Genomic DNA, 24,320 nt, shown 5'->3' with positions numbered 1-24,320 from the left:
TTAGATTGAAAGTTGAATTAATTGTTTGCTTCTACTGAAGAATTGGTTTTTGCAGCTTCCGTCTTTATTCTTGAAAGCTCCTGCTTTGCCGCCTGCACAATTTCAGGATAGTTTTGGAAGTTTTTAATTACATTTTCCAAAATATAAGTGGCCTGGTAGGTATCTTCTAACTCATAGAAATTATCTGCCATTAGCACCAAACCTTTAGCTCCCCAACGTTTATAGCCGGAAAAATCTTTTGCCAGGATTTGAATCGCTGCATTGGAAGCTTCATAATTTCCGCTTTCATTTTTAAAATAAGCGTCATAATATAAAGCCTCAGCAGCCAATTCTCCTTTAGCAGTTTTTTGCACTTCTGAATATGCACTTTTTGCTTTACTCATATTCCCTGAAGCAAAAGCTGCACGAGCTACAATTACACGGGCATCATTACGAGCTTCTGAATTTGAAGCTGAATTAGCCAAAACCTTATCGGCATAATTAGCTGCCTTTTCTGGTTGATCTAACTCCAGGTAAGATTTCATAAGATTAGATTGCGCAAAAATTATATTCTGCTCAGAACTGGCTTGTTTTTCAAGTTTCTCTAAATAACCCACCGCCTCACGGTAGTTTTTATTTTCCAGCAAAATTTCAGATAATCTTGAAAGTGCCTGCTCAGTAAATTCATTTTTAGGTTTATCGGCTACATAGCGATAATTCGATGCTGCTTCCGCTTTATTTCCATTTCGGAAATATAACTGACCTAAATAGAAATTAGCATTTATGGAGTGTATTCCATTTGGAAAACGTTGCAGGTAATCTTCAAATCCGGTTATTGCCCGGTCATATTGATTATTGAAGTATTGATTTTCAGCCGATTCATAAGTGGTGTTATCTAAATCAGCATCAGTTACTTCAACGAAATCTATATTTTGTACCCAGTTTGCATACTCATCTGTACGGCCCAGATCTACATATACCATTCTGGCTGTAGAAACTGCTTGCATCGCTTCAGGTGTATTTGGGTACTCATTAACTACTTTTTTCAATCTTTCTAAAGCACGGTTTCCATTATCGGCATTGTAATGAATTAACGCCTGGCGCAACATTGCTTTAGGTACAAATGCGCTTTTTGGCACTTCTCTAATCAACCTATCGTAAGCAGATAAAGCTTCGCCGGTATTATTTGCAGAAACATAAGTATTTCCTAATTCATACATAGCATCGTCCCTAAAAGAAGAACGTGAATATTGATTTATAAAGCTTTTAAGCTCAGATATTTTAGTGTCTCTTCTATCTATAAAACCATAGCTCATCGCCTTTTGAAATGCAGCATAATCGTTATCACCGCTAAGTGAAAGTGCTTTATTATAAGCTTCAATTGCCGGCCAATACTGGCTACTTACAAAATAGGTGTCGCCCAGGCGCAATAACGCATCATTTCTACGGGCAACTCCATTGGAGCTATTTTCAGAATAACGTTTAAAAAATTCTATAGCACGAGCATATTCATTCTTTTTAAAGTATGCATAACCAAGGTTATAGTCCAGATTCTCCAACTCTTCTGTACCTCTTGCCGCACTCATTCCTGAAAATTCGCGGTACCCAAGAATCGCATCGTCAATTCTATTGATATTGTATTCACTTTCGGCCTTCCAAAAGGTAGCTTTAGCTGTTATTTCCTGGTCTCTAGGCTCAGAAAGTGCTTTTTCAAAATTAGTGATCGCCTTTTCATAATCGCTCTCTTCATAAAGCTGAAGTCCGTAATAGTATGCTACTTTTTGGTAAGCTTGCTTATCGCTAAAATTTCGGTTATTCTCCAACAAACGCATAGCTTCTTCAAAATTACCCGAAGTAAGGAAAGAATCTATTAACAAACTTTCCATAGCCGCTCTATTCTCTGAATCTGGATATTTCTCGATAAAATTAATCAACACCTGCGACGGACTTTCATAACTATTCCCAATCTCATAACTCAGTATTGCATAATTCATATACGCATCTTCCTGAATTTTTGGATTAAAATTCATCTCACTGGCATTTTTAAAAGCATTTAAAGCCTGCTGCTTTTGATTGGATTCTAAGTAAGATTGCGCCAAATGATAATAAGCGTTTTGGGCAATCTGATTTTTTCCGTCTATAATTTTATTGAATTCAGAGATCGCATTTTCATAGTCTCCCTGTTTATAATAAGCGTAACCCAGTTGGTAATAATCGGTATTATTCCATCTTCCACGCTCTCCATCATATTCTTTTAAGTACGGCAAAGCTTCGTTATATTGCTCTAAGTTGAAATAACTTTCGCCAATAATTTTATTTAATTGAGACCGCTCTAACCTATTAGCACTTTGTAATTGCGCTTTGGCCAATTTAATAGCTTCCTCAAATTTGCCTAACTTAAAGTTCATATCGGCCTGGAAATAAGAAAGATCTTCGCTATAGCGATTGTTACCGCTTACCGCTTCAAAATTCTCATTGGCTTCCTCATAATCATCGCCTTCATAGGCCATATAACCAATATAATATTTAGCCTGGGAACCAAATTCTTTAGAGTCACGAACCCTCTCTAAATATTTACGAGCCTGGTCATATTGTTTTGCTCTAAAATAAGCGTATCCATTATTAAAATAAAAGCGTTGCTTTTCTGCCCGGCTCATACTGTTTTCATCAACTTTATCGTACCATTTGCGCGCTAAGGAATATTTACCGGTTTGAAAATAATAATCGGCTACATCGCGATAAGCTGAATTGGTTTTAGTACTGGTAGGATATCTACTTACAAAACGCTCCATTAACCTATCAGCGCCCGGTTGGTTTAATCTTACCGCGGCGTTGGCAATATAATAAGCACAATCCCCTTCAATCTTTTCGTCTTCGGTTTGCTCTTTAACTTCATCAAACAAATTTTGGGCAGCCAAAAATTGTTGATTGTTATAGAGTTCCAGGGCTTTATTAAATTCGGCAAGATCGTGTGTATAGTTGGCCGATCGCTGGGAAATTCCGTTAAAAGAAAAGAATATTAAAACAACAAACAGTAAAATTTTGTTAGGTGCCATTTATAGATTTTTAAGTTGATGATTCAAAGATAATTTAAACCTTCCTTTAATAACGACCATATAAAGTGATAATTATGTTAATGTAAAAAAAAGTAAACCAACGACTTTTGAAAAATGTATATTTACCTATATTTTTATCCCAAATAAAGCCTAAACATTTATGTCCAACACCGTCCTGGAATTGAAAAATGCTGCTATTTATCAGCGTGAAAGCCTAATTTTATCTGAAGTTGATGTTGAGATCAATAAAGGTGATTTTGTTTATCTTATTGGTAAAACCGGCACCGGAAAAAGTAGCTTTATGAAAACACTTTACGGAGATTTACCACTTACCGAAGGCGAAGGAAGCATTGTAGATTTTAACTTACGAACGCTTAAAGAAAAAGACATTCCTTATTTGAGGAGAAAACTAGGCGTAGTTTTTCAGGATTTTAAGCTTTTAACCGATAGAAATATAAAAGACAACCTCCTTTTTGTCTTAAAAGCTACTGGCTGGAAAGACAAAAAAGCAATGGATCATAAAATAGATGAAGTATTGGATAAAGTAGGGATGAAATCTAAAGGATTTAAATATCCTTATCAATTATCTGGCGGGGAGCAGCAACGGGTGGCTATTGCACGTGCGCTTTTAAATGATCCTGAGCTTATTCTTGCCGATGAACCTACCGGAAACCTGGACCCTCAAACTTCTGTTGAAGTGATGGAAGTACTTCAGGAAATAAGCAAAAACGGAAACACTATTCTAATGGCTACGCATGATTATGCTTTATTACTAAAATATCCTTCAAAAACTTTAAAATGTGATGGACAACGTGTTTTTGAAGTAGTTCAAAAATCGGTATAAATACTCCCCTAGCCCGTGAAACCGGAAAATTTACTGATTTTTATCATTAGTGTCCGGTGAAAATACGGATTTAGATTAAATGGCTTATTGGGCTCAATAAAGCCGTCTATTTTTACTTCTACTCCAATAGCATGGTGGTACTAGAAGAATGAAAGCTGAATATCTGGCGGTTTTGTGGTGAGATAGTCCCATTTTCGGGTTGGATTTTCCAAAAAACTGAACAGGTTGATATAACTCATCAGATGTAGGCGCACCATAGAGATCATATTGGAATAGGCCCAGGTTTTCTTAATTCTTTTTTGTACCACCAGCATTAGCAGTTGTACAATCAGTCCACACCAAATTTGAATTTCAATAGCATTTGGGCTATCTCCCAGAAAATATTTAAGCGGAAAATTTTGTTTGAGCCGCTTAAACATAGTCTCGATCTGCCATCGGTGTTTATAAATATCGCATATCTTCTCTGGGCTGAGAAGGAAATTATTGGAGATAAACTCATACACTCTCTGGTTCTTTTCATCCCAGTAAGCTATGCGCCTCAAGGTTATTTCTAAACCTTTTTTTTGAACGGATATAACTTCGTCCTTAAGTACATTGTCTGAGGTAGCGTCTTCCAGATTAAACTCTTTTAGACTTTTGTATACTGCATTCCCCTTTTGCCTGGTCACAAAATAGATATCCTGATTGATCCACTCAAAATATTGCCGGTAATCATTATAGGCTTTATCAAATACAACGAAGGAGCCCTTTTTAAGTTCCAGTTCTTTTAAAAATGTGTGATCATGGGTGGCGGCATTGCTAAAGGGAACACGGCAAGGGACGTCCTCCATCGCATTGATTACCGTATGCATCTTGATACCGCCCTTCTTCTTACCGTTTATCGGATTACGTCCAACTCCCTTTAGAATATCACTAAAGAGACTAATAGTGGTGGAATCCACAATTTTTAGGTGCTTTACAGGAAGTCGCAGGGAACTGCTGTCCGATAAAAACCTGGCATATTTATCTAAAAGGGCATAATAAATACTGGCAAAGACCTCACAGGAACGATTGGTATTGGCGTCCGAGAGCGTGCTGCGTTTAGGGAAATTGGTCAGACCAAGATGACTTAACTTCCCCTCACAAGCTAGCATTACAGTGGAGAGTTCACGTAAAGAGCTCACTCCGCTAATAGAGGTATAGAGCATGGAGACCAAATGTTCCTGGGTCTTGCACGTTTTATAGTAGCGATCACTATCAAAGGTTTTGACTGTCCGGTTAATAATGTGGCCGGGAATTAAATTAAGCAGTTGCTTGATTATGGGATGTCCGCTAAAGTGAGTACTTTTATTCATAGTAATTGTTTTTGTGGTAAAAACCAATTTACTATAAAGCGGGAAATTCTTCTAAGGAAATCCCGCTTTTAAATATTTAACCGGACACTAATGGATTTTTATATAAAATGTGGTTTGGAAATTATATTTTTTTAAGGAAAAAAAGCCGCTAGTTATAAAAGAAAAAAGAATATTTTGAAATAAGTGAATAGCAAAATTCAAAAATAAGAGTCTTCAAATTAAGCTATTATAAGAAGTTTTCTGTAAAAGTACGCTTTGAATAACGAAAATTTCCCGAATTACTATTTTCCTATTACACGATAATCGAGATTAAATGCTCAGAAGCTTATCTCGAAATTAAATTTTCTAATAATAATGCTTCGTGAACTTGCTTCGATATTGTTCACCTAACCAAACCAACAAAAACATTCAAACTCCCCCTTTGGGGGGTCGGGGGGCTTTAAGGCTTAACCTCGTCAGCTTTTAGCTTTTGCTGCTTTTTATTGATAAAGAGATAATAGAAATTCACAAATACAATTATTCCATTGGCAATAATTACAGGCCAGGAATCTATTAAAATCCCATAGATAACAAATAAAATACAGCCCAGGGTATTTATGATTCTAAGCTTTACGATATTCCTCATAAAGAAAGAAATCGCTATAAAAAAAGAGGAAAGATAACCTATCCATTCGGTAAGACTGATTCCTAGAAATTCCATATAAAAAAAGAGATTGTTTGAAAAGTCTCTTTTAAACATCAACCTGAACTTGTTTCAGGTTCTAAGTTATTAGATTCTGAAATAAATTCAGAATGACGCCCTTTGAAAATTTCCAAACAACCTCTTTTGAGTTGAGTGATTAAACTATTTTATTTCTTTTTCTTTCGTTCTCTGTAAGATAAATTTTACGTAATCTTAAGTGCGCCGGAGTAACTTCTACATATTCATCTTTCTGAATATATTCCAGAGCTTCTTCTAAAGAAAACTTAAGTGCAGGAACAATCTTTGCTTTATCATCTGCACCAGAAGAACGAACGTTAGAAAGCTTTTTGGTTTTAGTGATATTCACTGCCATATCATCCTGGCGTGAATTCTCACCAATTACCTGACCTTCATAAATTTCTTCTCCCGGATCTACGAAAAACTTACCTCTGTCCTGAAGTTTATCTATAGAATAAGGAATTGCTTTTCCACGCTCCATAGAAATCAAAGAACCGTTTTGACGCTGTGGAATCCCACCTTTTAGTGGCTGATATTCTTTAAAGCGGTGTGCCATAATAGCTTCACCTGCAGTAGCAGTAAGTAATTGGTTACGTAAACCTATAATTCCTCTGGAAGGAATCATAAACTGAATAATCATTCGCTCACCACGGGTTTCCATGCTTAACATTTCACCTTTTCTCATAGTCACCATTTCTACAGCTTTCCCTGAAACTTCTTCAGGTAAGTCTATAGTTAGCTCTTCTACCGGCTCACATTTCTCACCATCAATCTCCTTAATAATAACCTGTGGCTGACCAATTTGAAGTTCGTATCCTTCTCTTCTCATAGTTTCTATAAGAACAGAAAGGTGCATTACACCACGACCATAAACTAAAAACTTATCGGCACTATCAGTTTCCTGAACTCGTAGGGCAAGATTCTTTTCTAATTCTTTGTTTAGTCTTTCCTTAATATGCCTTGAAGTCACAAATTTCCCATCTTTTCCAAAGAAAGGAGAATCGTTAATTGTGAAAAGCATACTCATTGTAGGTTCATCTATAGCGATAGTTTTTAGACCTTCGGGATTTTCAATATCGGCAACAGTATCACCAATTTCAAAACCTTCAAGACCAACAATCGCGCAAATATCACCCGGTTGAACTTCTTCTACTTTTTTACGGCCTAAACCTTCAAAAATAAAGAGTTCTTTAATTCTTGTCCTTTTAATACTACCGTCACGTTTCACTAAAGAAACCTGCATATTTTCTTTTAAATGCCCACGTTGTACTCTTCCAATAGCAATTCTTCCGGTAAAAGAAGAGAAATCTAAAGAAGTAATAAGCATTTGTGGCGAACCTTCCTGTACTTTAGGAGATGGAATGTGTTCTAAAACCATATCCAATAGTGGCTCTATGTTTTCTGTTTTATCAGCAGGATCATTACTCATCCAATTGTTTAGGGCAGAACCATAAACCGTTGGAAAATCGAGTTGCCATTCTTCAGCACCTAATTCAAACATAAGGTCAAAAACCTTTTCATGAACTTCATCTGGAGTACAATTAGGTTTATCTACCTTATTTACCACCACACAAGGTTTTAGACCAAGATCTATAGCTTTTTGCAACACAAAACGAGTTTGTGGCATTGGGCCTTCAAAGGCATCTACCAAAAGTAAAACCCCATCGGCCATATTCAATACTCGCTCAACCTCTCCACCAAAATCGGCGTGACCAGGAGTATCAATAATATTAATTTTGGTATCTTTATAGACTACCGATACATTTTTTGAAGTAATAGTAATACCACGTTCCCGTTCCTGGTCGTTGTTATCCAGAATAAGATCTCCAGTGTTCTGGTTATCTCTAAACAAACGGCAGTGATACATAATTTTGTCTACCAGGGTAGTTTTACCATGGTCTACGTGCGCGATAATCGCGATGTTTTTAATAGCTGTCATATAAGCTCCTAATTTTTAAGGCTGCAAATGTACGGCTAATTTTAAAGATACAAGTAGCTAATGTTACTTATTCAAAATAAAATTTTTAAAACCAAAGTACCTGTAAATCAAAAGCTTAATTTAAGCGAAGGTATTTTGTAACTTCAGGAATTTGCTTTTAGCTTTCTATAAACGAAAAAACCAAAATAAATTACGGCAATAGTTGCAAAACCAATTCCCAACAAAGGTTCTTCAGGCCTTTGATAGATAAAGAATATAGTAGCAGCCGTCATTATTAGTGCATTTACCAGTAAACGCCTGGCGGTATAATAATTTCTAAACTGATCTTTAATACTAGCCATAGCTTTTATTTTTTTTTCAAAGCTATGGATTTAAAAGCAATATTTAATTCTCATCTGCGGAAGGACCATAAGTTGCCGGCACAGGAATATCTAATAGCCGAAAATAAACACCTAATTGTGCTCGGTGATGTGGCAACTGATTAAACACCATCATTCTTAGCACACTATATTTTGGCATATCCATTAAAACCTTCCCATCCTGAATCATTTTCCAGTTCTTTTTATATGCTTTATCAGGCTTTCTTAAAGCAGCTTCAGCTTCTGCGGTATTATTTCGTAAAACTTCAAGAATTTCTTCAACACTAGCAAAATCTGGAGCCTTATAACCAGCCATATCCATATCATCCATTTCCATAGTCCCAGTTATCCAGCTAGGAATTTCAGCGAGGTGATTAGCCAATTGTCTTATGCTCATAGATTTTTTATGTGGGCGCCAATTCAGTTTATCTGCAGGAATTCTCTTTAGAAATTTTTCAGTAAGTACTACTTCATGCTGAAGCTCTGATATTAAAATGTTTTGCAGTTCCATAGTTTTAAAATTGACTTAGTAAATTACTTTGCGGCAGGCCACTGAGCATTTAAATCTCGATTATTGAGTAAATTACAATATAAACCTAGCATTACTTAAGATTTTAAGTGCAAAAATGCCTCGGGGAAACACGTATTTTTTGAATTGCTCCTACCGCTTAATTCTATTATATTTGCACAACCAATTCCCCTTTTATGAAACTTGAAAGAATTCCCCAGTTAAAACATATAGATTCCAACAATTTCTTCTTACTTGCCGGTCCTTGCGCTATAGAAGGCGAAGAAATGGCGCTAAGAATTGCCGAAAAAGTTGTGGAAATCACCAATAAACTAGAAATCCCCTATGTTTTTAAGGGATCTTTTAAAAAAGCTAATCGCAGCCGAATTGATAGTTTTACTGGAATTGGAGATGAAAAAGCTTTAAAAATTCTTAGAAAAGTTTCTGAAACTTTCGAAATCCCTACTATTACCGATATTCACGAAGTGAGCGATGCAAAATTAGCTGCTGAATATGTAGATATTCTACAAATCCCTGCTTTTTTGGTAAGGCAAACAGATCTGGTAGTGGCCGCCGCAGAAACCGGAAAAGTGGTAAATTTAAAAAAAGGACAATTTATGAGTCCTGAAAGTATGAAACATGCGGTAACCAAAGTAACCGATTGTAATAATGAGCAGGTTATGGTTACTGATCGCGGTACGATGTTTGGCTACCAGGATATGATTGTAGATTTTAGGGGAATTCCTACAATGCGCGAATTTGCACCTACGGTTTTAGATGTTACCCACTCCCTGCAGCAGCCAAACCAAAGTAGTGGTGTTACCGGCGGAAGACCAGATATGATAGAAACCATTGCACGTGCAGGCGTGGTAAATAAAGTTGACGGCCTATTTATTGAAACCCATTTTGATCCGGCAAATGCCAAAAGTGATGGTGCTAATATGCTAGATCTTAATTACCTCGAGAAATTATTAAGTAATTTAGTTGCAATAAGAAAAACCGTGAATAGCTTCTAATCCAAAGTTTAAATTTAATTACAACCTATCTCTGGAAATCCAGCGAAAAAATCCGTGGTGGATATTTTGGAATGGACATTAAATTTAATAGGTGATTTCCTCCAGCTAATATAGCGCTAAAGCTGTTTTTCTAAGGGTAAACAAAACCTATAACACTCTTAACAGGCTTTTTATTCAATTAAATAAAAGTTAATCTAATTGATTATTAAGAGTTTTCGTTTTAAATTAAGTTAATTTGAAGCTCAACCAAGCAAAAATAACCTTAATGAGAACCCAGCGAATGTTAGGGAGCATCTTCTCTTACAATTCATTTATAGCTATTTTCTGCCTTTTTATTATAGCTCCTTTATCCGCTCAGGAAGAACCCGAAGTTTCTGTAGGTGGTGCACTCAGGTATAATTATAATTTATCTTCCTGGAAAGATGGACAAAAAAACCGGGGCGGAGATTTTGGATATGATATCTTTAGAATAAACTTTAACGCCAAATACAAAGGAGTTTATCTAAATGCAGAATATCGTTTATACTCAGATGCTTTTGGAGGTGGCGTAATGAAACAAGGCTGGATGGGTTATAAATTTAACGATTTAGATGAAATACAAATTGGGCTAACCCAGGTTCCATTTGGTATTCAGCAATATAATTCTCACAATTGGTTTTTTAACCTCACCTATTACGTGGGCCTTGAAGATGATCACGATATGGGAGTAAAATATATCCACGCCGGTGAAAAATATGAATACCACTTAGCATTCTTTAAGGGCGCGGAGGAATTACAATTTGGAAATAATACTGAATCTTCAACCAGCCGTTATTCTTATGATGTTGTAGGAAGAAATAAGGAAATAAACCAATTTAATGGAAAATTCGTCTATAAATTTGGCGATAAAGCAGCTAATAGACTTGGAATTTCAGGGCAATATGGTGGGCTTTATAATTTAGACACTAAAGAAACGGGAGACCATTACGCGCTCGCCGCACATTACGAGATTACTCAAAATCGTTGGAATTTAAAAGCGCAGGCTCTTACAGCTTCCCATAACCCCATTAATGCTGAAGGAGAAAGCAGAGAGGCAGTGGCATTTGGGGCTTATGGCGCTCCCTATCAGGTTGCTGCAGATTTTAATCTATATTCCCTAGCAATTTCAAGAAATGTACCAGTTAAGCTGGGACCTATCTCAAACCTGGAATTCTACAATGATTTTGGCTATATGCAAAAACATAATAAGAATTTTACAGATTCTTACATGAACGTTACTGGAGTTTTAGTTACCGCCGGGCAGGTTTATACTTATATAGATTATGCAGCAGGATATAACCACTCCTGGCTTGGAGGTGATTTTGTAGATGATTTTGCTGCGGGTATTCCTAATGCAAAATGGGAAGCAAGATTCAATATAAACATAGGCTACTATTTTTAATTTAATTTCTGAAAAACAATTATATGGCAAAGAAAGTTACAAGAAGTGATGAGAAAAAGTCAATCTTTGGATTGGAAGTAAACGGACCCGTTTTCTTCATTTCCTCATTTATCATCATTGTAAGCATAGTCTTAACCCTAATATTTGAAAAAAAAGCTGAAAGTGCTTTCACAAGTATTCAAAATGCCGTGGCTAATAACGCCGACTGGTTTTTTATAATGTGTGTAAATATATTCCTGGTTTTCCTGGTCTATCTTGCTCTGGGTCCATTTGGCAAAATGCGCATAGGTGGCCCAAAAGCCAAATCAGAGTTTAAAACCCTCTCATGGTTTGCGATGCTATTTAGTGCCGGAATGGGAATTGGACTATTATTTTTTAGTGTTGGAGAACCTGTTATGCATTTTAGCGCGCCTCCTACCGCAGAAGCAGGAACTGCTGCCGCAGCAAAGGAAGCAATGAACTTCACTTTTTTACACTGGGGCTTTCACGCCTGGGGAGTTTATGCTTTAGTTGGTTTGGCACTTTCTTATTTCACTTATACCAGAGGGTTACCACTCACTATACGGTCTATTTTCTATCCCTTTTTGGGTGATAGAATCTATGGCAAAATTGGAGACGCCATAGATATTTTTGCAGTTTTAGCAACCTTATTTGGATTGGCTACTTCTCTAGGCTTTGGAGTACAACAAATTGCTTCAGGACTTGACCATGTATTTAATATTCCAAGCGGAATCACCACTCAAGTAATATTAATTGCCGGAATTACCCTGGTTGCCACCATTTCTGTAGTGCTTGGAGTAGATAAAGGAGTTAAGTTTTTAAGTGAATGGAATATGCGTATAGCTTTGCTTTTACTAGGGCTTGCCCTTGTATTAGGTCCTACTATCTTTATTTTTAGATCTTTCGTAGAAAACACCGGAAGTTACTTATTTAATTTTCTTGAGATTTCCACCTGGAGTGAGACCTTTACCGGCGGCTCGTGGCAGAACGACTGGACCGTATTTTACTGGGGCTGGTGGATTGGCTGGTCTCCATTTGTAGGGATGTTTATTGCACGTATTTCTAAAGGACGAACAATTAGAGAGTTTATACTGGGAGTACTACTAGTTCCTTCCCTGGTAACCTTCTTTTGGATGTCTGCCTTTGGAAGTGTTTCAATTCAATCTGCACTTGGCGGAGATATGAGTATAATAAACGCAGTAAACGATGATATTGCCACAGCCCTATTTGTTTTCTTTGAAGACTATCCGCTTTCTATGGTGATAAATGTAGTAGCCGTAATTCTTATTGCAGGTTTCTTTATTACCTCTTCAGATTCAGGTTCCTTGGTAATTGATAGTTTAACTTCTGGAGGAAAAATTGATGCACCAAAGGGACAACGAATATTTTGGGCCGTGACAGAGGGAACTGTGGCTGCCGTTTTACTTATTGGTGGTGGTTTGCAAGCACTACAAACAGCTACTATTGTAACCGGCCTACCATTTGCCGTCATACTTCTCATTATGTGTTATTCTCTCTATAAAGGCTTAAAAGAAGATCATTTAGAACTTAAAGATAAGAAAGAGCAAAAAGAGATGGAAAACTACGAGGAGATCGTAAATGACATCGTTAAGAAAAGAAACATTGAAAAAAATAAAGAACAACAATAAAAATTAGGGATGATGGAGAAATTCAATAATATTCTGGTTGCCTTAGACCTTTCAGACATAGACAACACCCTTATAGATTACGCCTCTTTTTTGGCTGACACATTAAATTTAGAAAAGGTTTACTTTGTCCATAACATCAAGAAATATGAAATTTCATCGCTTTTCGATGAGCAATTGAAAGGCATAAATTTAGATGAAGTTATAGGTGATGAATTAAACGAAAAAGTAGAAAGCCAGTTTAAGGGAAAAGCAGAATGGGAAGTCCTTATTTCAGAAGACCCTTATACGGAATCCCTTATTAATTATATTACCAATAAATACTATATAGACCTGGTGGTTATGGGTAATAAGAAAAGACATAAGGGAACCGGGGTAGTAAGCAACAAATTGCTAAGATTATTAAAATGCGATATCCTCTCTGTTCCAAGAGATTTTACGCCGCAAATAAAAAATATCTGGGCTGGAACCGATTTTTCCCGTGAATCACGAAAAATTTTCAACGTAGCCCAAATGTTACAAAAAGCAACTTCGGCACCGGTTACCGCAGCCTACGTATACTCGGTTCCTGTGCAATTTTCACCTTATGTACCTAAAGAAGCGATGGCACCTAAGATCGAGAAACATGCGAAACAAAAAAGTGAAAAGTTTTTAAGTAAACTTGATTATGATGGGGAAGTAACAACACTAATTATTCCCGGAAGAGATTCCAGTGTGGCCAGTAATTTACTGGAACATGCCAAGAAAAATAAGGTAGACATTTTAATTGTAGCCGATAAAGGCGCTAACAATATTTCAAACCTCTTAGTGGGAAGCGTAACTGAAGAACTTTTTGGAGAAAAACCCGAATTACCTTTATGGATTTCTAAATAAATCCTAAAAATTTATAAAAATAGGCTATCTAAAAATTTATTCCATCCATAGCTTTTAAGAACAATAGAAACTATATCCTGAAACAAGTTTAGGATGACGGTGTTATTTTTAGACGGGCTATTCTTCTAATTTAATTGAGCTTCAGCTCCACAAAAACAGGAAGATGATCTGATGGATATTTTAAATTTTTAGAATCACTTAAAACAGCATATTTATTTACTTCAATATTCTTTGAAGTAAAAATATAATCAATTCTACTGCTTACCGGTTTGTTAAAATTGTAACCATTAAAAGTACCTTCAGGACCGAAAGTATGTTCCGCTACTTTTTTAGAATCATTCAGTTTCTCTGACAAAAATTGAATAGCAGTGGTTTGGGGCTCAAGATTAAGATCACCCATTAAAATTACAGGTAGATTTTCTTTGTTTAAATCTGAAATCTTTTTCCAGATAAGTTTCGCACTATTTTCTCTTGCTTTTTCTCCAATATGGTCAAAATGTGCATTAAAAACCCAAAAGACTTTACCTGAATTTACCTCTTCAAACTTAGCAAAAGTACAAATACGCTCCATCGCAGCATCCCAGCCCACGGAAATCTCCTTAGGTGTTTCTGAGAGCCAAAAAGTATTATCTTCCAGTACTTCAAACTCTTCAGCATTATAAAAAATAGCACTAAATTCTCCAGCTTCTTTTCCGTCGTCGCGACCTACTCCAACATATTTATAATTTTCTATTTCAGACTGAAAGTGTTTTAACTGACTAACCAGAGCTTCCTGAACTCCAAGAATTCCCGGTTTATAGAACTTAATCTGGTTGGTAATATGTTCTTTTCGTTTAGACCAGGAGTTTTCGCCATCATTCTCGTTGGCGTATTTAATGTTGTAACTCATCACCTCTATCTGTGCGTTCGCGGTAAAAACCAGAAAGAAAGTAAAAACTATAACTAAACTATTCCTAAGCATACTCGTTTGATTTTAAATCACCGTCTACAAAATCCTGTAAATAGCTAAATCTTGATGTTAACTTACCGCTTTGAGTCATTTTTGCACGTTCTAAAACACCACCTTTATCGTTGTTAAAAAAAGCCGGAATCACGTGTTCCATAAACATTTCCCCAAAACCTTCGCTGGCATCTTTAGGTAATTCACAGGGTAAATTATCTACGGCCATAACCAAAATACTGTCTTTCTCACGGAAATCTACTTCGCCTTCACTTTCAGGATCATAACCATAAAAAGGCTCTGCAATGGTTGACGGGCGAATGGTGCTGGCAATAGGCTCATTGATATCACAAGAGATATCTGCTATATATTTTATGCGGAAATCTTTTGATTTTGCATCTTCTGCAGTAAAAAATACAGGTGCTCCATCTCCATAAAAATGCCCGGAAATAAAGAAATCACTACTTTTTGCAAAACGCATAAAATAAGACTCGTACCTGGAAGGATTTTTAAAGAATTCCACCTGACTGCCGGTTGAACCATCCTTTCTTCTATTATAATCCAGAACATCTATATTACAATAAACCGGTTTCTTTCCTTCAAACTGAAGAAATTCATCTACATCCAGTCTCTTGATATTTAAATGATCTAAAACTTCTTTTGCACCGCGAGCCACTTTCCCGGCACCGGTCAACAATATTTTGATTGGGGGAACTTTGATTTTATCAAGTTCTGCCAACATGGCATCAAGATCTGGCAGAGACTCTACTTTAGGTAAATTATACAAGTTTTCTTTTAAACCAATCCCCCTAAATCCATTATAAGTACCAACAAGACCGGCATATCTACCAAAACCAATAAGCCTGTGGTTTTTATGATTTACAATTACTTCGTGGTCATATAATTCAATATTATTATTAAGGATTTCTCTAAGCAAATCGCGGTTATAGGCCTGCTTTTTAATCGTATGGGAAAAGAAGAAATATTTTTTATTCGGAATTAAAGCCGGCAACGGAACCTCTTTTACACCGAGTAAGACATCACAATCTGATATATCTTCAGCAACTTCAAAACCAGCGTCTTGATACTCCTGATCGGTAAATATTCGAATATCAGAACTTTGCACTTTAAAGCTTGCTTCAGGAAACTTTTTTACAAGTTCTTTAAGTTTATTTGGGGAAAAAACAACGCGTCTATCTGGCGGTGTTTTTTCTTCTTTAATCAGTGCAAATTTTATCATTTCTGGTATGGGTTTTGTTCCTTTGTATGTGTAATCCAAAGATATGAATTTAAAATTGTATCTTTGCAGGCCTTAAGCTTGGTTATGCTTAAGTTTTAATTGACAAAGTTCTTTACATATGGGGTCGACTTGGTTTTGACAGCGAGTCTAATTGAGTTGTAAGCACGTCGAGCGCTGGGATATAGCTCGTAAATCTCATATTTCACACTTTTTTAAACGGCGAAGATAACTACGCCTTGGCTGCATAATCCGAATCACAGTAGGATTGCTTAGTCCCTACAAGGTAGGGAGCCAAGATGTCCCGCGAAGGCCTTGATTTACGGCATTCGCACTAGGGGCACCGATAAAGTAAATATAGGAACTGCAGGACCTTGATGCAGTTCTAAAATCTAATTGAGGATACGGAAGAAGTTAGGTAGTTTTCGGCCAGACTTTTTCCCGACAATTTAAGTGAAAACTAAGCGTGTAGAAGGCAATTTAATTGCTTGTTTGGACGAGGGTTCGAACCCCTCCGACTCCACTTTTTGAGTACAAACTCAAACAAAAGGCCCGTAAATCCCAGGATTTACGGGCTTTTTATATTTAGGCTACGAGAGCGCCAGGCTGCTACTTGTTTTATGAGTTTTTGCTTCAATATTATTTCTCAATAGATTTTTTAAACACAAAAAAAGGGCGGTTAAAAACCGCCCCAAATTAGTCAACCAAACACAGTCAAATTTAAAAATCAGTTGAAACTAACTTTTAAGAATTTAAAGATTAAAACCTTCAACTTTCGAAAGTCTTTAAAATGCTTACGAAGTGAATTTTTAAAAATCAAATGATCTTTTAAATAAAAATTTTCACACTGTACATCATCACATTCTTTTAAACCTTCAAGCTTATTTTTATAGTCAAAGAATGTAGTTAAGTGAATCTCATTTGCTTTATTTAACAACTCAAGTTGTTCTTTTAAGTAAGAGGCATCTTCAGTATTTATTTCTACATTAACGCTTCTCTTTCCTGATTCTAAAATGTTTCCAAAGAAATTAATTTCCTCACTTATAAAAATTAAGTTCTCCTCCCAATCTTCTGCTTCAGATTGTATGCTTAAAATTTGTATTTCTTCTTCACCATAGTGCTCCTGAAACTTTTCATTCATTTTCAGCTATTTTTATATTTTTATTGCTTTCGGAATTTGTTCCACTCCTATAATCTTAATGGAATTCTTACCGGTAGGAAACTCCCACTCTACCTCATCTCCCTGGGCATAACCAAATAGTGCTAATCCCATAGGTGCGAGAATAGAAACCTTATTTTCTTTAATATTACTTTGATCTGGAGTAACTATTTGATAGGTTTTATTTACACTGAACGGAGTAGCGATCTCCACTTTAGAATTAAAACGTACCACATCTTTAGGCATCTTCTTTTCACTCACAATTTTTGCAAGATCAAGCTCGTTCCTTAGTTTCTCTATAGATGCACGATATGTGCTATCCTTATAGTAATGCGCCATTGAAACAATTCGTTTTAAAAGCTCATACTCTACCTTCTCAATTATAATAACATCATATTTCATTTTCTCAGCTACAATTAATTAAGGAAATATACCACGTTGGTTATAAGCGGTCTCAATTCTGGAAATTGCCAAAATATAAGCAGCCGTACGCCAATCGGTATTTCGTTCTTCAACCTCTCTTTGAACTTTGTTAAACACCTGAAGCAATTTTTTCTCTAATTTCTGCATCACTTCATCCAGTTCCCAAAGCTCACCGTTTCTATTCTGTAACCATTCAAAATAACTACCTATCACTCCTCCAGAATTACATAGAATATCTGGAATAATCGTGATTCCTTTTTCCAACAAAATTGCTTCTCCTTCTTCATTTGTAGGACCGTTAGCCCCTTCAGCAACTATAGAAGCCTTTATTTTGAATGCATTCTCTCCTGTGATTTGGTTTCCAAGAGCAGCAGGAATTAAAATATCACAATCTAATCCAAAGAAATCAGCCGGGTCAATTTCCTCTGCTTTTGTAAATCCTTGAATTGAGCCTTTTCTAGGGCTTGAATGCTCAAATAAACTTTCTACAGAAATACCTTCCTCATTAAACAAAGTAGCGTGCGCATCTTGTACAGCTATCATTTTTGCTCCATCAGCTATTAAAAATTTTGAAGCCCAATAGCCCACATTTCCAAATCCCTGTACGATAAATGTTTTATCTTTTAGTGATTCCCCGCGAGATTTAACAAGCTCTTTAGTGGTTAAGTAAACGCCGAAACCAGTAGCGCGATCACGACCTTCCAAACCTCCAGAACCTACGGGCTTTCCTGTTACCACGTGTTGATTTTGAGAACGTTCTGAGGTTGATATTGTAGACATATAGGTGTCTGCAATCCAGGCCATTGTTTGAGCATTGGTATTTACATCGGGCGCAGGAATATCATGTTCCGGTCCAATATTTTCTCCTAAGGCATAGGTAAACCTACGAGTTATTCTTTCTAATTCGGCATCAGAATAATTTCTGGGGTCTAATTGAATTCCTCCTTTTGCTCCACCATAAGGTAAACCAGCCAAAGAAGTTTTCCAGGTCATCCACATAGCAAGTGCCTTTGCTGCATCTACATCTACTGTAGGATGGTAACGTAAACCTCCTTTATAAGGTCCTAATGCATTATTATGCTGAACCCTGTATCCGGTAAAAACCTCTACCTTACCATTATCCATTTTTACAGGAAAATGAACCACAATCTCATTGTTGGTTATTTCCAGTATCTTTTTGATATTAGGATTTAAATCGATGATACCGGCAGTTTTATTAAACTGTTTAATAACCGTATCATACATACTCTGTTTATTTTTTTTTGTAGCAATCATATTTATAATTTTATTGGAAATGTTCACAATACATCTTTCTGTTTTCTTTCCAGGTACACTGGTGCCTTAAATCGCAATTAAAACAAAGCGTTTTAAAGAGCTCACTACCTGCCCGCTGTATCTCTTTTTCACTTTCTTCCAAAATTGCTGGTCTTTCCATTTCAGCTATATGCATAGAATCTGTATTTTGGAAAGTACTAAGCTAAAGCTATGCCCAAATAATTAAAAAACAAAAAATATACGCATAACACACTGTACATAAGCGTGTTATATATTTAAAAAGAATTCACTTTATTTTTTCTGCTGAAAAGAAATTACCCGGTTGGGAGATAACTACCCAGAGCTTTATTTGATCTTTTCCCGTAAAGTTTTACGGTCTATTTGAAGAATTTCTGCAGCCTTGGATTTATTCTGATCTACCGCCGCAAGTACTTTTAAAATATGTTTTTTTTCCACCTCTTTTAATGCAACTAATTCCTCGTCTACCGTGGGGATTTTGTATTTTACTGAAGCTGGTAAATCCTGCGGAAGAATTTCGTCTTCACACATAATTATGGCTCGTTGTATTACATTCTCTAATTCCCTAATGTTGCCGGGCCAATTGTAACGATTTAAAATTTCAATCGCTTTTTCTGATAACTTTAGATTACTTTTTCCGTAATCCCGCTGATACTTTTCCAGGAAGGTTTTAGCAAGCGCTATAATATCTTCTTTTCTTTCTCGCAAAGGCGGGGTAAGTATATCTACCACGTTAAGTCTATAATATAAATCTTCTCTAAAGCTTCCCTTCTCTACCATTTCACGCAAATTGCTATTTGTAGCCGCAATAACTCTTACCTGGAGTTTTTCTGATTTCTTATCCCCAAGTTTTCTCACTTCTTTTTCCTGTAGCACACGTAACAACCTTACCTGTACAGCCAAAGAAGCTGTACCTATTTCATCTAAAAAAATGGTTCCTCCATTGGCCGCCTGAAAATAACCTTCACGCGTTTCTGAAGCCCCGGTATAAGCTCCTTTTGTAGATCCAAATAATTCTGATTCTAACAAATTTTCTGGTATCGCACCGCAATTAACAGCTATAAAAGGGTTTTTAGCAAAAGAGCCTTTGTAATGAATAGCCCTTGCAACCAGTTCTTTCCCGGTACCACTTTCCCCTTTTATTAAAATAGTGGCACGATTATTTTTTACTCTCTCAATAATATCAACCAGTTCCTCGAATTTTGCCGAGGTTCCAATCATCCCGGCATAATTATTTCTCAATTCACCTGCTATGCTGGATTTTTGAGCTTTTGAAGCACGGTTAAGAAGTGAATTCTTTACCGAAGTAAGTAATTCGTTTTTGGTAAAAGGTTTAGGCAAATATTCTAAAGCGCCAGATTTAATAGCGGTAAGTGCATTATCAATAGAAGGAAATCCGGTAATTACCAATTTAGGGATTTCGGTATAGTGGTCATCTACATATTTCACCAGTTCCATTCCATTCATTCCCGGCATTTGTAAATCGGTTATCAGTAGATCAATCTCGCTATGCTTTAAAATATCTATAGCTTCCAACACTGAACCTGCCTTATAGGTATGGTAATTTTCCTGCTCGAGATGACGGTCAAGTATCTCAAGCATATCGTAATCGTCATCAACTATTAATAAGTTTTCTTTCCGTATAGACATATTAGAACTTCAAGGGTAATTGAACTTTAAAAATCGTCCCATTTGGAACATTATCGGCAATACTAATTTCACCCCTATGACTTTTTATAATCCCATGTACCACACTTAAACCAAGTCCTGAACCTTCTCCAAGGGGTTTAGTAGTATAAAAAGGTTCAAATATTTTATCTTTCACTTCGGGATCTATTCCTTTTCCTTTATCGGCAATTTCAATAGTATAATGTGTTTTATTATTACTGATAGAAATAATAATTTTTGAATTTTCAGGAGAATAATAAATCGCATTAATCACCAGATTAAAAAATACCTGGGTTAATTGTATGGGATCTACCTGAGCCTTTAGACCAGGATCCTGTATAAGAAATTCAAAACTAATATTTGCCTTTTTAAAATTAGGCTTTAATAGGGATAATGCCTGAGTTATTATAGGTTTAACTTCAATTTTTTTAATGTCCTGTGGCATATCGCAGGAAAAAAACATTAATTTTTTTACCACCTCCCTGGAATACATGGCCGATTTTATAATTTTTTGAGCATCTCTTTTTATTTGTGGCTCTTGATTTTTTTCTGCTATAAATTCAGCAAAACCAAGAATATTTCCAAGGGGAGTGTTTAGTTCATGGGCTATCCCTGCGGTAATCTCTCCTAAAATAGATAACCTATCGTTTCTTTGAGCTGTCTTTTTTAAAAGTTCCTCCTGGGTTTTTATAGTTTGACGTTCAAAAAATAGGGCAATCTCATACGCCACCTTATCCAGTAAGCGTTGTTCCTCTACTAAAAAATGAGCTTTAGATAAATCTGAAGCCGGATAATGAACTTTAATAAAGCCCATTTGCTTTTCGGAAATTTGAATAATACTTTTTTGGGAATAAGCTTGCGAAGGAATTGGGTTTGAGGTTAAATGATAATTTTCACACTGAATTTCTACAGTAGCAAGTTCTGGAAATCGCCATGCATTTTTTAGAATTTGTACAATAGATTCTAAGGTATTTTCATTAGAACCATCATATTCTCTAATAGCCGTAGAAACTTCATAAAGGCAAGAAAGCTCTTTTATGCGCTCATTTAATTTTTCCTCTATAGAAATACTTTCCTGTATCATCATAAAACGGTTTCAATAAGCAAAGATAAGTAGAAACTAATAGTTATCTATTGATACCAAAAAAACTAGCTCTAAGCAAATTTTAATTTCAGCTGCAGTTTTATTTTCCGGCTCTAGTAATTTAGCTCAAAGCAAGCCCAAGAGACATTAAATGGATTTTTTTATATCTAGAGAAAAGTCTCAAAAAAAAAAATCAATTTTGATTATCAAGTAATGATTTAGAAAAAAAAATCTTCCTAGCAGCTCCAGTCTATACCTTTTAAATAATAATTAAGTGGCTCTTCCTAATACCTTAACTAATCAAATTAATACAGTAGACCTTTAGAAGTATCTCCCAAAAAAAATTAAAACTTGAACATAGATCTCCATTAATCTATTGTTAAACAACATGATAAGATTTCAACCTATAGTATAAATTTTCGCCTATATTCATTATACCTTTTATAATTTTTTATAAAAAGATTATCATTATATAAAATATTTACTTTAATTTAATCTATATTTAAAAAATTATCTGATATACTGCCGAAATCGCTAATTAAGTATCATTAAAATGTATTAATGTTAAAACATAACCACCTTGGGCGCAAATATGTTTAAAATTGAAAATAATAATGACCTCATTTTAGTAGAGCATCTAAAAAATGGGGACGAAGCCTCTTTTCAGATTCTTTTTAATAAGTATCAGGAAGATATATATTATTATGCCAAAAGTTTAGTGAAAATAGAGGTGCAAGCAGAAGAAATTGTACAGGATGTGTTTATTAAAGTATGGGTAAACAGGCATCTATTAGAACCTGAAAAATCTTTTAAAGCGTTTATTTTTACTATAACCCGTAACCTGGCATTCAATTTTTTAAAGAAGGCAGCCAATGATCGTGAACTTATTAGCAGGGTTTTTTATGAAAGTCAGAAATCCTACAAACCAACGGACATTAATCTCACTGAAGACGAATATAAAAAACTAAGTCAACGCGCAGTAACCTCCTTACCTCCACGCTGCCAATTAATTTTTAAAATGTCTAGAGAAGAAGGAAAAAGTTATGAAGAAATAAGCAATGAATTAAATATTTCGGCGAATACTGTAAAAAATCAGATGACAAAAGCTTTAGGAAATATCAGGGAATTTCTAAGCCTGCATGGAGATATTGTTTTTTCTCTATCCCTGTTATATAACAGTTACAAGCCGTTCTTATAATTACACCTTCACTTAGATTATGCTCATCTCAGCAAAAAACCTTTCTTATCCTAATTAAATTACGAAAAATACAATTTACAATAATTGGACAAGCATATGTTTTTTAAGCATACTTTTAAACATAAACCTTCACATACTCAATAAAATTCTATTAGTTCTTAAATTTTAACATTTCAATAAAAGTCCCGCCATATTTGGGATGCCCACCTTTTTTCTTAATTATTTCAAAAGAAAATCAAAAATAATTCACAACTCGCATGGTAGTCGGCAGCTTTTCAATTGTATTATAACCACATCCTGCATAATAATGAACCGAAAAGATCACATAAAAGGCTTGCTTCTAAAATTTTCACGAAATCGTTGTAGTGAAGATGAAATAAAGCAAATAGTAAGCTATTTCCGAAACAATCCAAATGAACAGGCACTTCCTGAAGCACAAGAGGCGTTACAGCATATTATTTTAGAAGATAATGGGCAGCGCAAATCAGAAAATGAGGTCTATGCGGAAATTAAAAACAAAATTCAGTATAAAAAATCATTAAACATCAATGATAAAAATAAAAACCAGAAACTTTGGCTTACATCAATAGCAGCCATTTTTATTACTATTCTAAGTAGCTCCTTATTTCTATACCTCACAAAGCCAAAACAAGTTGAACAGGTTTCTGTTGCAAAAGACTCTATAATTCTAGAGAGAGAAGATGGTACTGTTAAAGCTTTATCAGAACAAGGTGAATTTCAATTAAAGAAGCGTGATGGGCAAGTAATAGGTGGGCAAAAAGGAAACTTACTAATATATAGAAAGTGCCAACAGGCTTCTACAAAAACTGAATACAACATTTTACGCGTTCCCAACGGTAAACGCTTTAAAATACAACTATCAGATGGTAGTATAGTTTTTATGAATGCAGGATCTTCTTTAAAATATCCCGTAAACTTCCCTAAAAAAGACAATCGCCAGGTATTTTTAACAGGAGAAGCTTTTTTTAAGATAGCGAAAGACGAAAATCGGCCTTTTAAAGTGATAGCTCAAAATCTTGAGATTGGAGTTTTAGGAACCGAATTTAATGTTTCTGCATACCCAGAAGATATGGCTACTAATGTAGTGTTAGTAGAAGGTGCTGTGCAGTTAAAGACAGGGCAACACCCTAAAGCAAAAGCAATTCTAAAACCAGGTCAACTGGCCTCTTCCAATAGATCTACCAACAATTTAGAAATCAACGAAGTAGACACCTCCATTTACACGGCCTGGATGGAAGGAGAAATGGTATTTAGAAACATTAGTTTTGAGAATATCCTAAAGAAAATGGAGCGCCATTTTGGGGTAACAATCATAAATAAAAACACCACTATCGCCAAAGAAAAATTTAATGCCAGTTTTGGGGAGGAGTCCTTATTTAATATCCTGGAATACTTTAGAAAAACCTATGGATTGGATTACACTCAACAAAGTGACAGGCAAATTATTATTAACCCAAAAACAAATAAAATGAATCAAGATTTAGAAAAAGAGAACTAGCCATAAAAACGGGGAATGCTCCAACATTCCCCGCTACAATACATGGCCGATTAAAAACGAGTATCAACCAATATTTAAGATTTAAAAGTATGAAAAAATCACCTCATGGACTATCAAAGCAGTTT

21 protein-coding genes and 1 other RNA gene are annotated in these 24,320 nt (G+C 35.6%); 8 read left to right on the top strand and 14 right to left on the bottom strand.

Annotated features, from left to right (window positions below):
* Positions 1 to 17: 17 nt before the first annotated feature.
* A complete protein-coding gene (locus B5X51_RS10155) occupies positions 18 to 3,035 on the bottom strand; it encodes a tetratricopeptide repeat protein (protein WP_079721063.1) in 3,018 nt (1,005 codons plus the stop codon).
* A gap of 160 nt (positions 3,036 to 3,195) precedes the next feature.
* Here B5X51_RS10155 and B5X51_RS10150 point away from each other — a divergent pair, with 160 nt between their 5' ends.
* Positions 3,196 to 3,879, top strand: a complete 684-nt coding sequence (locus B5X51_RS10150; protein ID WP_079721062.1) for a cell division ATP-binding protein FtsE — start codon at positions 3,196 to 3,198, stop codon at positions 3,877 to 3,879.
* Between the two features lie 140 nt (positions 3,880 to 4,019).
* Here the strand turns inward: B5X51_RS10150 and B5X51_RS10145 are convergent, their stop codons facing one another.
* The 5 genes from B5X51_RS10145 to B5X51_RS10125 all read right to left on the bottom strand — a co-directional run bounded on the left by B5X51_RS10145 (position 4,020) and on the right by B5X51_RS10125 (position 8,722).
* Positions 4,020 to 5,213: an IS4 family transposase gene (locus B5X51_RS10145; RefSeq protein ID WP_079721061.1), complete on the bottom strand. Its 1,194-nt coding sequence runs from the start codon at positions 5,211 to 5,213 to the stop codon at positions 4,020 to 4,022.
* 439 nt (positions 5,214 to 5,652) lie between these two features.
* Entirely contained in the window at positions 5,653 to 5,913 is a 261-nt protein-coding gene (locus B5X51_RS10140; RefSeq protein WP_079721060.1) for a YgjV family protein, read from the bottom strand.
* A 139-nt stretch (positions 5,914 to 6,052) separates the two neighbouring features.
* Positions 6,053 to 7,852: a translational GTPase TypA gene (typA, locus tag B5X51_RS10135; RefSeq protein ID WP_079721059.1), complete on the bottom strand. Its 1,800-nt coding sequence runs from the start codon at positions 7,850 to 7,852 to the stop codon at positions 6,053 to 6,055.
* Positions 7,853 to 7,995: 143 nt separating this feature from the next.
* Positions 7,996 to 8,193: a hypothetical protein gene (locus tag B5X51_RS10130; protein WP_079721058.1), complete on the bottom strand. Its 198-nt coding sequence runs from the start codon at positions 8,191 to 8,193 to the stop codon at positions 7,996 to 7,998.
* 43 nt (positions 8,194 to 8,236) lie between these two features.
* Entirely contained in the window at positions 8,237 to 8,722 is a 486-nt protein-coding gene (locus B5X51_RS10125) for a DinB family protein (protein WP_079721057.1), read from the bottom strand.
* A 194-nt stretch (positions 8,723 to 8,916) separates the two neighbouring features.
* Between B5X51_RS10125 and kdsA the strand changes: the two genes are divergently transcribed.
* The 4 genes from kdsA (at position 8,917) to B5X51_RS10105 (ending at position 13,674) form a co-directional block, all read left to right on the top strand.
* Positions 8,917 to 9,735 carry a 3-deoxy-8-phosphooctulonate synthase gene (gene kdsA, locus B5X51_RS10120; RefSeq protein WP_079721056.1) on the top strand — a complete coding sequence of 273 codons (819 nt, stop codon included), beginning with the start codon at positions 8,917 to 8,919 and terminating at the stop codon, positions 9,733 to 9,735.
* A 265-nt stretch (positions 9,736 to 10,000) separates the two neighbouring features.
* Positions 10,001 to 11,155 carry a hypothetical protein gene (locus B5X51_RS10115; protein ID WP_079721055.1) on the top strand — a complete coding sequence of 385 codons (1,155 nt, stop codon included), beginning with the start codon at positions 10,001 to 10,003 and terminating at the stop codon, positions 11,153 to 11,155.
* 23 nt (positions 11,156 to 11,178) lie between these two features.
* A complete protein-coding gene (locus B5X51_RS10110; protein WP_079721054.1) occupies positions 11,179 to 12,804 on the top strand; it encodes a BCCT family transporter in 1,626 nt (541 codons plus the stop codon).
* Positions 12,805 to 12,813: 9 nt separating this feature from the next.
* Positions 12,814 to 13,674 (top strand): universal stress protein, encoded by an 861-nt coding sequence (locus B5X51_RS10105; RefSeq protein ID WP_245828737.1) that lies wholly within the window; start codon positions 12,814 to 12,816, stop codon positions 13,672 to 13,674.
* Positions 13,675 to 13,804: 130 nt separating this feature from the next.
* Here the strand turns inward: B5X51_RS10105 and B5X51_RS10100 are convergent, their stop codons facing one another.
* Positions 13,805 to 14,635, bottom strand: coding sequence for an endonuclease/exonuclease/phosphatase family protein (locus tag B5X51_RS10100; protein WP_079721052.1), 831 nt, complete (start codon positions 14,633 to 14,635; stop codon positions 13,805 to 13,807).
* Positions 14,628 to 15,854 (bottom strand): NAD(P)-dependent oxidoreductase, encoded by a 1,227-nt coding sequence (locus tag B5X51_RS10095; protein ID WP_079721131.1) that lies wholly within the window; start codon positions 15,852 to 15,854, stop codon positions 14,628 to 14,630. Before B5X51_RS10095 ends, B5X51_RS10100 begins: the two co-directional genes overlap by 8 nt.
* 120 nt (positions 15,855 to 15,974) lie before the next feature.
* On the opposite strand from B5X51_RS10095, the gene ssrA reads away from it, so the two are divergent.
* Positions 15,975 to 16,377, top strand: a transfer-messenger RNA (tmRNA) gene (gene ssrA, locus B5X51_RS10090).
* 201 nt (positions 16,378 to 16,578) lie between these two features.
* Here ssrA and B5X51_RS10085 read toward each other — a convergent pair.
* The 6 genes from B5X51_RS10085 to B5X51_RS10065 all read right to left on the bottom strand — a co-directional run bounded on the left by B5X51_RS10085 (position 16,579) and on the right by B5X51_RS10065 (position 21,481).
* A complete protein-coding gene (locus B5X51_RS10085; RefSeq protein WP_079721051.1) occupies positions 16,579 to 16,992 on the bottom strand; it encodes a hypothetical protein in 414 nt (137 codons plus the stop codon).
* A 12-nt stretch (positions 16,993 to 17,004) separates the two neighbouring features.
* Entirely contained in the window at positions 17,005 to 17,412 is a 408-nt protein-coding gene (locus B5X51_RS10080; RefSeq protein WP_079721050.1) for a GreA/GreB family elongation factor, read from the bottom strand.
* Between the two features lie 18 nt (positions 17,413 to 17,430).
* Positions 17,431 to 18,708: a Glu/Leu/Phe/Val family dehydrogenase gene (locus tag B5X51_RS10075; RefSeq protein WP_079721049.1), complete on the bottom strand. Its 1,278-nt coding sequence runs from the start codon at positions 18,706 to 18,708 to the stop codon at positions 17,431 to 17,433.
* Between the two features lie 10 nt (positions 18,709 to 18,718).
* A complete protein-coding gene (locus tag B5X51_RS15925; RefSeq protein ID WP_176132753.1) occupies positions 18,719 to 18,883 on the bottom strand; it encodes a hypothetical protein in 165 nt (54 codons plus the stop codon).
* 170 nt (positions 18,884 to 19,053) lie between these two features.
* The gene (locus tag B5X51_RS10070) at positions 19,054 to 20,376 is read right to left on the bottom strand and encodes a sigma-54-dependent transcriptional regulator (RefSeq protein ID WP_079721048.1); all 1,323 of its coding nucleotides are present in this window, start codon (positions 20,374 to 20,376) and stop codon (positions 19,054 to 19,056) included.
* Between the two features lies 1 nt (position 20,377).
* Positions 20,378 to 21,481, bottom strand: a complete 1,104-nt coding sequence (locus tag B5X51_RS10065) for a sensor histidine kinase (RefSeq protein ID WP_139374864.1) — start codon at positions 21,479 to 21,481, stop codon at positions 20,378 to 20,380.
* A 589-nt stretch (positions 21,482 to 22,070) separates the two neighbouring features.
* On the opposite strand from B5X51_RS10065, the gene B5X51_RS10060 reads away from it, so the two are divergent.
* Together B5X51_RS10060 and B5X51_RS10055 are read left to right on the top strand one after the other, a co-directional pair.
* A complete protein-coding gene (locus tag B5X51_RS10060) occupies positions 22,071 to 22,676 on the top strand; it encodes an RNA polymerase sigma factor (protein ID WP_079721046.1) in 606 nt (201 codons plus the stop codon).
* Positions 22,677 to 22,983: 307 nt separating this feature from the next.
* Positions 22,984 to 24,195 carry a FecR family protein gene (locus tag B5X51_RS10055; RefSeq protein WP_176132752.1) on the top strand — a complete coding sequence of 404 codons (1,212 nt, stop codon included), beginning with the start codon at positions 22,984 to 22,986 and terminating at the stop codon, positions 24,193 to 24,195.
* Positions 24,196 to 24,320 lie beyond the last annotated feature (125 nt).

It is taken from the genome of Salegentibacter holothuriorum, from assembly GCF_900168045.1.
In the GTDB taxonomy this organism is placed as follows: Bacteria; Bacteroidota; Bacteroidia; order Flavobacteriales; family Flavobacteriaceae; genus Salegentibacter; species Salegentibacter holothuriorum.
This window is presented reverse-complemented; position numbering and strand designations above follow the sequence as displayed.